Here is a 13783-nt window from a genome sequence, read left to right as displayed (position 1 = left end):
CGCCTAACTCTCGAGGGTCTGGATGATCTTCTGCAGGGATTCGAGGCGGGCCTTGCCACTGGCGCCCAGTTCACCGGCTTCGACCCGGTCGACGATCTCCCAGTCGTGCGCCTGGCTCAGCTCGATGCCGCCGGCCGAGGCGGGCAGGGTCGCGGCCGGGATGGCGTAGTTCGCGAACGATTTCAGGATGTTGGCGGGCTGCACGTGCCCCAGCCCGAAGGAGCGCACGCCCGGAGTGTCGATGATCCAGCCCGGGTCTCCGCTGGAATCCCGCACCCGCAGGCAGACGGTCGACGAGGAGGTGTGGCGGCCGCGCCCGGTCACGTCGTTCACCCGGCCGACGGCGCGGTCGGTACCCGGCACCAGGGCGTTCACGAGGGTCGACTTGCCGACGCCGGAATGCCCCACCGTCACCGTGGTGTGCCCGACGAGCAGCGCCTTCAGGGCCTCGATCGGGAACTCGTCTTTGGCGCCCATGATGATCTCGAGGTCGAAGCAGTCGAACTGTTCGAGGAACGTGGTCGGGTCGGCGACGTCGGTCTTCGTGATGCAGAGGATCGGGGCGAGCCCGGCGTCGAACGCCGCGATGAGGTAACGGTCGATGAGGTTGGCCCGCGGCTCCGGGTTGGCCGCCGCCACGACGATGAGCATCTGGTCGGCATTCGCCACGATCACGCGTTCTACGGCGTCGGAGTCGTCGGCGCTTCGCCGCAGCAGGGTGCTGCGCTCATCCACTCGCACGATGCGGGCGAGCGACCCGTCGGCGCCACTGGCGTCGCCCACGAGTTGAACCGTGTCGCCCGTGACGATGCCGAGGCGGCCCAGCTCGCGCGCTCGAGAGGCGGTGATGACCGCCTCGTCGTCGGCGTTCTCACGAACGAGCACCCCGAAGCGGCCGCGGTCGACCGAGAGAACCCGCCCGCGCACGGCGTCGGCGTGTTCGGGGCGCTGTTTCGTGCGCGGACGGTTGCCCTTCGGGTTCGGCCGGCTCCGGATGCTCGACTCGTCGAATTCGTCGAATTCGTCAGGCTCGTCGTCGTGGCCGTCGCTCCACCAGGTCACGAAGGAAGCTCGACGCTCAGGGTGCTGCGCTCGCCGGAGGAGCCGAGAACGAGCGCTTCCCACAGGTCGGCGAACTCGGGCAGCGTTTTGGCGGTCGTCGCGATGTTCTCGACCACGACACCGTCGACGGCGAGCCCGATGATCGCGCCCGCGTGGGCCATACGGTGGTCGTCGTAGGTCTGCCAGACCCCGCCGGTGAGGGGCCGTGGCTCGATGCGCAGGCCGTCGTCGAGTTCGGTGACCTGGCCGCCGAGCCGGTTGATCTCGGTCGCCAGCGCTGCCAGCCGATCGGTTTCGTGGTGCCGGATGTGACCGATGCCGGTGATCGTGCTCGGCGTCTCCGCCAGGGCCGCGATCGCCACGATGGCGGGAGCGAGTTCGCCGCCTGCAGAGAGGTCGAGTTCGATACCCCGGATGCTCGGCCCTGCGGTGACGGTCAGCCGATCATCCACCAGTTCCACGGTCGCGCCGAACAGAGGCAGCAGCTCGGTGAGGTGGGCTCCCACCTGGGTGGTGTGCGCGGGCCAGCCGGCGAAGGTCACCGAGCCTCCCGCGACCAGCGCGGCGGCGAGGAAGGGCGCGGCGTTCGAGAGGTCGGGCTCGATCGCGACGTCGAGCGCCGCAATCGTGCCGGGCTCGACGACCCAGACGCCCGGCTCGGGAGAGGCCACGGTGACCCCCCGGGCGGCCAGGGCGGCAATCGTCATCTCGATGTGGGGCAGGCTCGGCAGGCGCTCGCCCCTGTGGCGCAGAGTGAGCCCGTTCTCGAAGCGGGAGGCCGCGAGCAGCAGGCCCGAAACGAATTGGGAGGAGGCGGAGGCATCGATCGTGAGCTCGCCGCCACTGTCGACACCGGGCACGCTGCCCGTTCCGTAGACCGTGAAGGGGAGGTTCTGGCGGCCGTCGGAGTTGATGTCGACACCGAGCGCGCGAAGTGAGGTGATCGTCGTCGCCATCGGGCGACGCCTGGCACCCTCGTCGCCGTCGAACACCGTCGGGCCGAGGGCCAGGGCGGCGACCGGCGGGAGGAAGCGCATCACGGTGCCGGCCAGGCCGCAGTCGATGGTGGTGCTGCCGGTGAGCTCGGGGGCGGGAGTCACCCGCCAGTCCGCGCCGAATCGGCCCGCCGCGGGGCCACGGGTGGGAGGAACCTCCTCGATCGTCACTCCGAGCGATCGCAGGGCGTCCGCCATCAGCGTCGTGTCGCGGGAGTGCAGCGGCGCGCGGAGCCTCGAAGGCCCGTCGGCGAGGGCGGCGAGCACCAGCTCACGGTTCGTCAGGCTCTTCGACCCCGGAAGGCTGACGGAGGCGGCCAGCGGGCCACGCGCACGGGGGGCCTTCCAGTCGGCGTTCGGCTCCCCGGGAGCGGTGTCGCCGTAGGGGTTGAAGTCGGGGGCGGAATATCTCGAGATCAGCATCAGTTGTCAAGGGTATCGGCGTTACGACCGATCGAAAAGGAAGGTGGTGTGCGGATGGGCGCGACCAGCGTTCTCGAGCGGCCCCACATCGTAGACTTGGCCCCGATGACTTCCGTTGACACCGACCCACGAGCGCTCTTCGAGGAGCAGGCCGTTCCGTTCCTCGACCAGTTGTACGGCGCTGCCCTTCGCATGACCCGCAACCCCGCCGACGCGCAAGACCTCGTACAGGAGACGTTCGTCAAGGCCTACGCTGCCTTCGCCCAGTTCGAGCAAGGCACGAACCTCAAGGCGTGGCTGTACCGCATCCTCACCAACACGTTCATCAATGTCTACCGCAAGAAGCAGCGTGACCCCTACCAGGGCACGACGAGCGACCTCGAGGACTGGCAGCTGGGCAACGCCGAGTCGGCGACGGCGACCGGGACATCATCCCGCTCGGCCGAGGCCGAGGCGATCGACCATCTGCCCGACAGTGCAGTGAAGGATGCCCTGCAGAGCATCCCCGAAGACTTTCGTCTGGCCGTGTACCTGGCCGACGTGGAGGGCTTCTCCTACCAGGAGATCGCCGACATCATGAAGACTCCGGTCGGAACCGTGATGAGCCGCCTGCACCGTGGCAGGCGTCTGCTCCGCGGTCTGCTGACCGAGTACGCGGAGGGCCGGGGAATCCCCGTCACCGCGAAAGACGCACCGAAGGGAAGCAGCAGATGACTGACTGCGGCTGCACGAAGGCCAAGGCCGAACTCGAGGAGTTCCTCCACAACGAACTCGCCAGCGACGATGCTGCCGACATCCGTGAGCATCTCGCCGGCTGCACCGACTGCGAGTCGGAGCTGCACGTCGGCCGCGTGCTGACCGACGCCGTACAGCGCGCCTGCAAGGAGGTCGCGCCCGAACAGTTGCGTGACCAGGTGCTGTTCAGCATCCGTCAGATCCAGAGCACGCACTAGAGGTTCTACCCCAGGACCCCGCACGCCTGACGATGCGCGGGGTCCTTTCGCGGAGACGAACCGGCCCGGTTGTGCGCAAAAGCACTTAGACCTTGCGGTTTAGGTGCTTTTGCGCACAACGCGCGGCCCGCGGGATTCGCACCCCGAGGGCCCGGGGTCAGAGGGTCAGGGCCCGCTGCAGCAGGTCGGCCTGTTCGCGGGCGTGGCGCTTCGCCGATCCGGCTGCGGGTGAGGCCGCCGCCGCACGGGAGGTGACCCGAACGGTGCGGCCGGCGGGCAGGCGCGAGGCCAGCTCGAGGCACACAAACGGCCACGCCCCCTGGTTCTGCGGTTCATCCTGAACCCAGACGATCTCAGCGTTCGGGTAGCTCGCGAGCACCCGGTTGAGTTCGGCGGCGGGCATCGGGTAGTACTGCTCGAGCCGTACGAGGGCGATCTCGTCGTTCGGTGTCTTCTGCAGCTCGTTCAGCAGGTCGTAGTAGACCTTGCCGGCCATCAGCAACACGCGCTTCACGGCTGTCCTGTCGCCGATGCGGGCGTCGTCGAGCACGGGCTCGAACTTGCCCTCGGTGAGCTCCTCGACCCCGCTGGTCGCACCTCTCAGCCGCAGCATCGCCTTGGGGGTGAACACGATCAGCGGGCGGCGGGGGCGCATGTAGGCCTGGCGGCGCAGCAGGTGGAAGTACGACGCCGGAGTCGAGGGCCGGGCGACGGTCATGTTGTTCTCGGCGCACAGCTGCAGGTAGCGCTCGATGCGGGCGGAGGAATGGTCGGGGCCCTGGCCTTCGTACCCGTGCGGCAGCAGCAGCACGAGCGATGAGCGCTGGCCCCACTTCTGCTCGGCCGACGAGATGAACTCGTCGATGATGATCTGGGCGCCGTTGGCGAAGTCGCCGAACTGGGCCTCCCAGAGCACGAGGGCGTCGGGACGCTCGACCGAGTAGCCGTACTCGAAGCCCATGGCCGCGTATTCGCTCAGCAGCGAGTCGTAGATCCAGAACCGGGCCTGGCTGTCGCTGAGGTTGACGAGGGGCAGCCACTCCTGGCCGTTGTCGCGGTCGTGCAGCACCGCGTGGCGCTGTACGAAGGTGCCGCGCCGGGTGTCCTGGCCCGAGAAGCGCACCGGGGTGCCCTCGAGCAGCAGCGAGCCGAGGGCCAGCAGTTCACCGAACGCCCAGTCGATGCCGCCGTTGCGGCTCATCTCGACACGCTTCTGCAGCAGCTGCTGCAGCTTCGGATGCACGGTGAAACCGGCCGGTGCGTTGTTGAACGCGTCGCCGATGAGCGCGACGGTCGCGGCGGGGACGCCGGTCGTCTCGGGCTCGCCCGCCGAGCTGTCGTCGGCCTGCTGCGCCTCGGGGCGCTCGAGGTCGGCCACGGCGTTCATGTCGTCGGTGATGATCGGGATCGACGAGGTCTGTGCTGCGTGGGTCTCGGCGAAGGCGCGCTCGAGGCGGTCCTGGAAGTCGCGGTGCGCGGCCTCGTACTCCTCCTGGCTGATGTCGCCGCGCCCGATCAGCGACTCCGTGTAGAGCCTCCGCACGGAGCGCTTGGCTTCGATGAGGTTGTACATCAGCGGCTGCGTCATCGAGGGGTCGTCTCCCTCATTGTGACCGCGGCGGCGGTAGCAGATGAGATCGATGACGACGTCGGCGTGGAAGCGCTGGCGGTACTCGAATGCCAGCTGGGCGACGCGGGTGACCGACTCGGGGTCGTCGCCGTTCACGTGGAAGATCGGCGCCTGGATCGACTTCGCCACATCGGTGGAGTACACGGAGGAGCGTGAATCGCTCGGACGCGTCGTGAACCCGACCTGGTTGTTGATGTTGACGTGGATCGTTCCACCGATCTTGTAGCCGCGGAGCTTCTCCATCTGCAGGGTCTCGTAGACGATTCCCTGGCCGGCCATGGCGGCGTCGCCATGCACCAGGATCGGGAGCGTGGAATAGGTGCCCTTGGGCTTCCGATCCTGCTTGGCGCGAACGATCCCCTCGAGCACGCCGTCGACCGCCTCCAGGTGCGAGGGGTTCGCCGCGATGTAGACCGGGATCTCCTTGCCCTCGGTTCCGGTGAAGGTGCCCTCGGTGCCGAGGTGGTACTTCACGTCACCCGAGCCCTGCACGGTGCGCGGGTCCTGCGTTCCTTCGAACTCGCGGAAGATCTGGCCGTAGGTCTTGCCGGCGATGTTGGTCAGCACGTTGAGGCGACCGCGGTGCGCCATACCGATGGCAACTTCGTCGAGCCCCTCGTCTGCGGCGGCCTGGAGAACCGCGTCGAGCAGGGCGATCGTCGACTCGCCGCCTTCGAGGCTGAAGCGCTTCTGGCCGACGTACTTGGTCTGCAGGAACGTCTCGAAGGCCTCGGACTCGTTGAGCTTCGACAGGATGCGCATCTGCTCGTCGTGCCCCGGCTTGGCATAGGGCCGCTCGATCTTCTCCTGGATCCACTTGCGCTGCTCGGGGTCCTGGATATGCATGTACTCGATGCCGGTCTTCCGGCAGTAGGCATCGCGCAGGATGCCGAGGATGTCGCGCAGCAGCAGCGACGAGGTTCCGCCGAGGCCGCCGGTGACGAACTCGCGGTCGAGATCCCAGAGGGTGAGCCCGTGGCTCTCGATGTCGAGGTCGGGGTGGGTGCGCTGCTTGTACTCGAGCGGGTCGATGTCGGCCATGAGGTGGCCGCGCACGCGGAACGAGTTGATGAGTTCCTGCACCCGGGCCGTCTTGTTGACCGCATCGCTCACGTCGACCGAGATGTCGGAGTTCCAGTGGATCGGAACGTACGGAATGCGGAGTTCGGCGAAGATGTTCTCGTAGAAGCCCCGCTCGCCGATGAGCAGCTCGTGCACCTTCTTCAGGAACTCACCGGAGCCGGCACCCTGGATGACGCGGTGGTCGTAGGTGCTGGTGAGCGTGATGATCTTGCCGATGCCGAGGTCGGTCAGCGTCTTCGCAGAGGCGCCCGAGAACTCGGCCGGGTACTCGAGGGCTCCGGCGCCGATGATGGCACCCGATCCCTTCATGAGCCGCGGGATCGAGTGCACCGTTCCGATGCCGCCGGGGTTCGTCAGGGAGATGGTCGCGCCCTGGAAGTCGGCAGCCGTCAGCTTGCCGCCGCGGGCCTTGGCCACGAGTTCGTCGTAGGCGGCGAGGAACTCACCGAAGTGCATCGTGTCGGCGCGCTTGATGGCCGGCACGACGAGGGATCGGGTGCCGTCGGGCTTGGGCATGTCGATGGCGATACCGAGGCCGACGTGGGCGGGGGAGACGACGACGGGCTTGTCGTTCTGTACGTCGTAGTAGACGTTCTGGCTGGGGAACTCCTTGAGCACCTGAACGAGTGCCCAGCCGATGAGGTGCGTGAAACTGACTTTGCCGCCGCGGGCGCGCTTCAGGTTCGAGTTGATGACGATGCGGTTGTCGATGAGGAGCTTGGCCGGGATGCTGCGCACGCTCGTCGCCGTCGGAACCGACAGGCTCGCATCCATGTTGGTCGCCAGCGACTTGGCGGGCCCGCGGAGGGGGCTGACCTTGTCCTGTTCGGCCTCGGCGTCGCTCTGCGGGCGCACGGTGGCCTCCGCCGGGATGGGCTTCGGAGCGGGTTCGCGGGAAGTGGTGCGGGCCACGGGTTGGGTGGCTGGAGCCGCAGGCGGTGCGGATGATGCGGGGGTCTCGCTCGGTGCGGGGGTGGCCGCGACATCCTGTGTGGCGATCTCGTCGGGGATCTGGGCCTCGCCGGTCGAGCTGTCGCCCGTGCCGGTCGCGCCGGCATCGGTCGTCTCGGCCGAACCGCTCGGCCTGTAGTGCTCGAGAATCGACCACCACGACTGGTCGACCGAGTTCTTGTCGACGATGTACTGCTCGTACAGCTCGTCGACGAGCCACTCGTTCGCTCCGAATTCGCCCGACGAACCGTCGTCAGTTCCCGTTCCGGTCAACTGGCTTGACACAGCCGATCGCCCACTTTCGTATGCTCACGTATCGATCACGTGCCAGACAGAAGCGCTGCGGTGTTCACGCGCCGACACGTGCTCAGCCAGCTTAAACCCTCCGGCCGTGAGATCGATCACCCAACGGGTCTACCGTGGCCTTCATGAAGTTCCTCAGCGCGCCCTCCCACACCGATCTGACCTACTCCGACGTCTTCCTCGTTCCGAGCAGGTCGAACGTCGGAAGCCGCCTCGACGTCTCGCTGGCGCCCGGAGACGGCACGGGTGCGACCATTCCACTGGTCTCAGCGAACATGAACTCGGTGACCGGTCCGAGGCTGGCCGCCACCCTTGCACGGCGTGGCGGGCTGGGAGTGCTTCCGCAGGACATGCACCTGCAAGACCTCGATGCGGCCATCCGCTGGGTGAAGGAGCAGTCGGTCGAGTACGACACCCCCTTCGACTTTCGCCCCTCGGCGACCGTTGCGGAGGCGCTGACCGTGCTGCCCGCGGTGGGCGGGCAGGGCATCGTGGTTCATGACGAGTCGGGGTCGTACCTGGGGTGCATCCCTGCCCTCCGCCTCGCCTCCGCCCTGCACGACGCCCAGCTCGGTGACCTGCTGCACGGCCCGCTCACCTCCCTCGCGGCCGACGACTTCGATACCCCGCGCCAGGCCTTCGACGCCATGGTCGCCGCCGACCTCGACTTCGCACCCGTCACCCGGCACGGCCGGGTCATCGGCACCCTCAGCCGCACGGGCGCCCTGCGCTCCACGATCTACACGCCGGCAGTGGATGCGCAGGGCCGGCTCCGCGTGGCGGCTGCGGTCGGCATCAACGGTGACGTCGCGGCGAAGGCGAGGGCTCTCGCCGCGGCCGGCGTCGACGTGCTGGTGCTCGACACGGCGCACGGGCACCAGGACGGGATGCTCGCCGCGATCCGTGCCGTGCGTGCGGCCGGGCTGGCGCTGCCCATCGTGGCGGGCAATGTGGTGACGGTGGAGGGCGTACGCGACCTGGCGCAGGCCGGAGCCGACATCATCAAGGTCGGCGTCGGCCCCGGTGCGATGTGCACCACGCGCATGATGACGGCGGTCGGTCGCCCCCAGTTCTCTGCGGTGCTCGAGACCGCTGCCGCGGCAACGCTGTACGGGGCGCACGTCTGGGCTGACGGGGGAGTGCGCTACCCGCGTGACGTCGCTCTGGCGCTCGCGGCCGGTGCGGCATCCGTCATGATCGGCTCATGGTTCGCGGGCACGATCGAAGCGCCGGGCGTGCTGCGGCGGGATGCCGAGGGCCGGTTGTACAAGGAGAACTACGGGATGGCCTCGGCCAAGGCCGTCACCGACCGGTTCGGGCGCCTCGGCGCCTACGACCTGGCCCGCAAACAGCTCTTCGCGGAGGGGATCTCGTCGAGCATGATCTACCTCGATCCGCTGCGGCCGTCGGTCGAGGACCTGCTCGACATGATCACCTCGGGGGTGCGCAGCTCGTTCACCTACGCCGGGGCGCGGTCGGTGGGGCAGTTCCACGACCGGGCGCTGGTGGGAATCCAGTCGGCGGCGGGGTACGAGGAGGGGAAGGCGCTACCCGTCTCTTGGTGAAAAACCTCTCAGGTTCGGGCGTCCCGGGCCGGTAGTATTGACCTCCTCATGGATGACCCTCCCTCACCCACCTGTTCCTCCTTTCCTGTAGCCGAGCGGGGTGACATCCGTGGGCTCTGAGCTCATCCTGCTTCTCGTCGGCCTGCTGCTCACCGTCGGTACCGGGTTCTTCGTCGCCAGCGAGTTCTCGCTCGTCAACCTCGACCGCAGCGACCTCGAGGGTCGCCAGGAGCGCGGCGAGAAGGGCCTCGGCCAGACGATCTCGGCCCTGAAGATCACGTCGACCCATCTCTCGAGCGCACAGCTGGGAATCACCCTCACCACACTGCTCACCGGGTACACGATGGAGCCCGCGTTCGCGGGGCTGCTCCGGCCGGTCTTCCACGCCGCCGGATTGAACGACGACGTGACGACCGTCGTGGCCTCGATCGTCGCCGTCGTGATCGCCACTCTGCTGTCGATGATCGTCGGTGAGCTCGTACCGAAGAACTTCGCCCTCGCCCTGCCGATCCAGACCGCGAAGCTGGTCATTCCGTTCCAGCGGCTGTTCACGACGGTGTTCCGCCCCTTTGTGTCGGTGCTGAACAACAGTGCCAATGCGATCATCCGCTCGTTCGGCATCGAGCCCAAGGAGGAGCTGTCGGGCGCCCGCACCGCCGAGGAGCTCTCGTCGCTCGTTCGCCGTTCGGCCCTCGAGGGCAGCCTCGACGTCGACACGGCGACCCTGCTGAACCGCACACTGCTCTTCGCCGGGCATGACGCCTCCGATGTCATGACCCCGCGGCCCCGCATCGCTGCCCTGAAGCGCACCGACTCGGCGAGCGACGTCATCGCCCTGGCCACCTCGACGGGATACAGCCGTTTTCCCATCGTCGACGAATCGATCGACGATGTGGTCGGGGTGGCGCACGTGAAGCAGGCCGTGTCGGTTCCGCGGGCCAAGCGGGCCGACGTTCCCGTCATCGCCCTCATCAGCGAGCCGCTGCGGGTGCCCGAGACGATGAAGCTCGACATTCTGCTCGGCGAACTGCGCGGCAAGGGCTACCAGATGGCCATCGTGATGGACGAATACGGCGGAACGGCCGGCGTCGTCACCCTCGAAGACCTGGTCGAAGAACTCGTCGGCGAACTGAACGACGAGCACGACCGCACGCGTGCGGGCGTCATCCGGAGTCGTAACACCATTTCCTTTCCGGGGCAGTTGCGCCCCGACGAACTGCTCGACCGAGCTGGAGTGACTGTGCCCGAAGACGGCCCCTATGAGACCGTCGCGGGGTTCGTGATGAGCGAGCTCGGGCGGCTGCCCCTCGTCGACGACACCGTCGCGTTGCCTGACGGCGAACTGCGGGTGGAACGAATGGATGGTCGGCGAATCGATCGCCTGCGTTTCACTCCGACGCCCACCGAGCCCCTCCCGGGAACGATCGAAGGGGCCGAGTCGCTGAACGCCGAACTGCTGCGCACCGAATCCGTCGACTCGCTGACCGGCGCAGGTCCGGGATCGGTCGCGGCCGAGGCGGATGCGGCTCTTCGCGCCGAGGCTGAAGCGGCGCTTCGCGCCGAGGCGGGTGAGCGCTGATGAGCGACTGGATCGGAATCGTCTGGCTCTTCGTGCTGCTTCTGGTGAACGGGTTCTTCGTCGCGGCGGAGTTCGCCGTCATCTCGGCCCGGCGCTCGCAGATCGAGCCCCTGGCCGAGGCCGGCAAGCAGAGCGCCAAGACGGCGCTCTGGGCGATGGAGCACGCCACTTTGATGCTGGCGACCAGCCAGCTCGGCATCACCGTCGCGTCCCTGCTCATCCTGAACGTCTCCGAGCCGGCCATCCACCACCTGCTCGAGGTGCCGCTCGGCATCACCGGCTGGTCAGAAGACGTGATCACCGGCGTAGCGTTCGTCATCACGCTCGTCGTGGTGTCGTTCCTGCACGTCGTGATCGGCGAGATGGTGCCGAAGAACCTGTCGTTCTCGGTGCCCGACCGTGCGGTGCTGCTGCTCGCGCCGCCGCTCGTCTGGGTGGCGCGCATCTTCCGGTTCGTGATCGTCGCGCTGAACGCGACGGCGAACGGCGTCGTGCGACTGTTCGGCGTGGAACCGAAGAGCGAGGCCGCGAGTTCGTTCACGCTCGACGAGGTCTCGAGCATCGTGGCCCAGTCGACCCGCGAGGGGGTGCTCGACGACAACTCCGGTGCGCTGCACGCCGCGTTCGAGTTCACCGAGAAGACGGTGGCGTCGGTGGCGCTGCCGCTGGAACGCCTGGTGACCCTCGATCGCACGGCGACCCCGGCCGACATCGAGCACGCCGTCGCGAAGTACGGTTTCTCGCGCTACGTGATGGTGGATGCGACGGGCAACCCGATCGGCTACCTGCACCTGAAAGACGTGATCGACCTCGACAACGACGAGTTCGCCGAGCCCGTGCCGGCGAAGCGCATCCGGCTGCTGGCGTCGATCTACGACGGAACCGAGCTCGAGGACGCCCTGGCGACGATGCGGCGCACGGGTGCCCACGTCGCCCGGGCCTTCGACGCTTCGGGCAACACCACGGGCGTGCTCTTCCTCGAAGACGTGATCGAGGAGCTCGTGGGTGAGGTCCAGGACGCGACGCGTCGCGTCTGAGGCCCCGCCCCGCCCGTGCCCTACGCGCCCAGCGCCGGCCTCCCACTCCCGTCGGTGGCCGGGCGCCCGGCGTGTGCGGCTAGCGGAAGTGGGCGCGGGTGTACTGGGCGGGCCAGTAGTCGAGGTCGACGCCGAGCTCGTGGGCGGCGCGCAGTGCGAAGTGCGGGTCGCGCAGGAACTGCCGGGCCATCATGACGGCGTCGGCGCGGCCCGAGGCGATGACGTCCTCCGCCTCGGCGGCGGTCGTGATGAGTCCGACGGCGCTCACCGGCACGTGGGCCTCGGACTTCAGGTGCGCGGCGAGCTCGACCTGGTAGAGCGGAGCCACGGGAATCGTGACGCCGGTCACATTGCCACCGCTCGAGACGTCGAAGAAGTCGGCTCCGGCATCCTGGGCCCAGCGGGCGACGATCGTCGTCTGCTCGATGTCCCAGCCGCCGTCTTCGACCCAGTCGGTACCCGAGAAACGCACGAAGAGCGGGATACTCTCGCCGACCTCGGCGCGCACGGCTGAGATGACGTCGAGCACGATCCGGGCCCGGTTCTCGAGGCTGCCGCCGTAGGAGTCGGTGCGCTCGTTGCTGAGCGGCGAGAGGAATTGGTGCATGAGGTAGCCGTGGGCCGCATGCAGCTCGATCACGTCGAACCCGGCGTCGACGGAGCGCCGGGCGGCGGCGCGGAAGTCCTCGACGATCTGCGCGATCTGAGAGAGGGTGAGGGCGGTCGGCGTGCTGTAGCCGGGAAACGCGACTGCGGAGGGGCCGAACGTCTCCCAGCCGCCGTCTTCAGCGGGGGCGGTGCCCTTCTCCTCGGCCCAGGGGCGGTAGACCGAGGCCTTGCGGCCGGCGTGCGCCAGCTGGATGCCCGTGGCCGTTCCTTGGGCGTGCAGAAAGGCGTTGATGCGCGAGAATGCCGCCTGCTGCTTATCGTTGTAGAGCCCCAGGTCTTCGGGGGAGATGCGACCCTCGGGGCTGACAGCCGTCGCCTCGGTGAGGATGAGACCGACGCCGCCGGTCGCGAACGACCCGAGGTGCGCGAGGTGCCAGTCGGTCGGTACTCCGTCGCGCTTCTCGACGGAGTACTGGCACATGGGTGCCACCCAGAGCCGGTTGCGAAACTCGGTCTCGCGGATGGTCAGAGGACTGAAGAGCGTTGCGTTGGTCACGTGGGAGCCAACGCCGAATGGCATACGAGATATTCCGGCAGGGGCATGCGCGGGCCTATCGTGGAGGAATGGCCCAGAACGCAGAATCCGACTCCTCGCCGGCCGGTGGGGGCGACATCCGCTGGTCTGATTTCGGGGCGTTGGATGCCCGGGGCTGGGTCACTCCGCCGGCACCGGGTGACGACAAGTACTCCCGCGGCGTGCTGGGTGTCATGACGGGTTCGCCGAGTTTTCCCGGGGCGGCGGTGCTCGGAGTGGAGGGCGCCAGCCGCACCGGGGTCGGCATGGTGCGGTACCTCGGTCCGGGGCGTGCGACGCGGCTCGTGATGCAGCGCCGGCCCGAGATCGTGACGGCGGAGGGGCGCGTACAGGCGTGGCTGGTCGGATCGGGGATGGACGCGGCGAGCCGGGACGACACGGTGACCGCGGCGATCGGCGAGGCGCTCGAACAGGGTGACCCCGCGGTGATCGACGCAGGGGCCCTCGATCTCGTCGGGCGGGCATCCGGTGCGGTCGTCATCACGCCGCATGCGGGGGAACTCGTGACGCTGCTCGCGGCCCACGGAGTGGAGGTGTCCAGGGGGGAGGTCACCGCCGACCCGGCGACGTGGGCGGTGCGCGCGGCGCGGCTGCTGGGGGTGACGGTGCTGCTGAAGGGCAACGTGACGCACGTGGTGAGCGCGGTGCGGGGTGGTGACGCCGGTGCCGGTGACGTGGGCGGCGGGGTTGTCGTGGGTGAGTGCTTCCGCGTGACGGCACCCACCACTGAGCTCGCGACGGCCGGGTCGGGGGACGTGCTGGCGGGCATCCTGGGTGCGCTCGTAGCGACCCACCGCGCCCAGGTCGATGACGACCCTGCCGTTCTGGCGCGCCTGGCCGCTACTGCGGCGGTGCTGCACGGGCTGGCGGGGGAGCGGGCATCCGGCGGCGGACCCCTCGTGGCGCTCGACATCGCCGAAGCGCTGCCCGCGACCATCGCCGAGCTCCGCCGACTCTGACCCGGGGCGCGCTGCGCGCAGAGGCCACCCGGCGCCACC

At 68.4% G+C, this 13783-nt stretch carries 10 protein-coding genes; 6 read left to right on the top strand and 4 right to left on the bottom strand.

Going from position 1 to position 13783, the window contains the following annotated elements; all coding sequences use genetic code 11:
* Nucleotides 1–3: 3 nt before the first annotated feature.
* Both rsgA and aroA read right to left on the bottom strand, forming a co-directional pair.
* Entirely contained in the window at nt 4–1062 is a 1059-nt protein-coding gene (gene rsgA, locus B7R24_RS10000; RefSeq protein WP_116418820.1) for a ribosome small subunit-dependent GTPase A, read from the bottom strand.
* Entirely contained in the window at nt 1059–2480 is a 1422-nt protein-coding gene (aroA, locus tag B7R24_RS09995; RefSeq protein ID WP_116418819.1) for a 3-phosphoshikimate 1-carboxyvinyltransferase, read from the bottom strand. Before aroA ends, rsgA begins: the two co-directional genes overlap by 4 nt.
* A gap of 105 nt (nt 2481–2585) precedes the next feature.
* Here aroA and B7R24_RS09990 point away from each other — a divergent pair, with 105 nt between their 5' ends.
* On the top strand, nt 2586–3194 hold the full coding sequence (locus B7R24_RS09990; protein ID WP_253259382.1) for a sigma-70 family RNA polymerase sigma factor: 609 nt from the start codon (nt 2586–2588) through the stop codon (nt 3192–3194).
* On the top strand, nt 3191–3433 hold the full coding sequence (locus tag B7R24_RS09985) for a zf-HC2 domain-containing protein (RefSeq protein WP_116418817.1): 243 nt from the start codon (nt 3191–3193) through the stop codon (nt 3431–3433). The genes B7R24_RS09990 and B7R24_RS09985 overlap by 4 nt, the downstream gene beginning before the upstream one ends.
* A gap of 157 nt (nt 3434–3590) precedes the next feature.
* Here B7R24_RS09985 and B7R24_RS09980 read toward each other — a convergent pair whose 3' ends face one another.
* Nucleotides 3591–7382 carry a multifunctional oxoglutarate decarboxylase/oxoglutarate dehydrogenase thiamine pyrophosphate-binding subunit/dihydrolipoyllysine-residue succinyltransferase subunit gene (locus tag B7R24_RS09980; RefSeq protein WP_116418816.1) on the bottom strand — a complete coding sequence of 1264 codons (3792 nt, stop codon included), beginning with the start codon at nt 7380–7382 and terminating at the stop codon, nt 3591–3593.
* Between the two features lie 143 nt (nt 7383–7525).
* Here B7R24_RS09980 and B7R24_RS09975 point away from each other — a divergent pair, with 143 nt between their 5' ends.
* The 3 genes from B7R24_RS09975 (at nt 7526) to B7R24_RS09965 (ending at nt 11581) form a co-directional block, all read left to right on the top strand.
* A complete protein-coding gene (locus tag B7R24_RS09975; protein WP_116418874.1) occupies nt 7526–8965 on the top strand; it encodes a GuaB1 family IMP dehydrogenase-related protein in 1440 nt (479 codons plus the stop codon).
* Between the two features lie 100 nt (nt 8966–9065).
* Nucleotides 9066–10544, top strand: coding sequence for a hemolysin family protein (locus B7R24_RS09970; protein ID WP_116418815.1), 1479 nt, complete (start codon nt 9066–9068; stop codon nt 10542–10544).
* Nucleotides 10544–11581: a hemolysin family protein gene (locus tag B7R24_RS09965; protein WP_116418814.1), complete on the top strand. Its 1038-nt coding sequence runs from the start codon at nt 10544–10546 to the stop codon at nt 11579–11581. The genes B7R24_RS09970 and B7R24_RS09965 overlap by 1 nt, the downstream gene beginning before the upstream one ends.
* Before the next feature lie 79 nt (nt 11582–11660).
* Here the strand turns inward: B7R24_RS09965 and B7R24_RS09960 are convergent, their stop codons facing one another.
* Nucleotides 11661–12770, bottom strand: coding sequence for an NADH:flavin oxidoreductase/NADH oxidase (locus B7R24_RS09960; protein WP_116418813.1), 1110 nt, complete (start codon nt 12768–12770; stop codon nt 11661–11663).
* A 44-nt stretch (nt 12771–12814) separates the two neighbouring features.
* Between B7R24_RS09960 and B7R24_RS09955 the strand changes: the two genes are divergently transcribed.
* Nucleotides 12815–13744 carry an ADP-dependent NAD(P)H-hydrate dehydratase gene (locus B7R24_RS09955; protein ID WP_116418812.1) on the top strand — a complete coding sequence of 310 codons (930 nt, stop codon included), beginning with the start codon at nt 12815–12817 and terminating at the stop codon, nt 13742–13744.
* The last annotated feature ends 39 nt before the right edge of the window (nt 13745–13783 follow it).

It is taken from the genome of Subtercola boreus (assembly GCF_003399645.1).
In the GTDB taxonomy this organism is placed as follows: Bacteria; Actinomycetota; Actinomycetes; order Actinomycetales; family Microbacteriaceae; genus Subtercola; species Subtercola boreus_A.
Note: the sequence above shows the minus strand (reverse complement) of the source record. Positions and strands in the feature narration are given on the sequence as shown.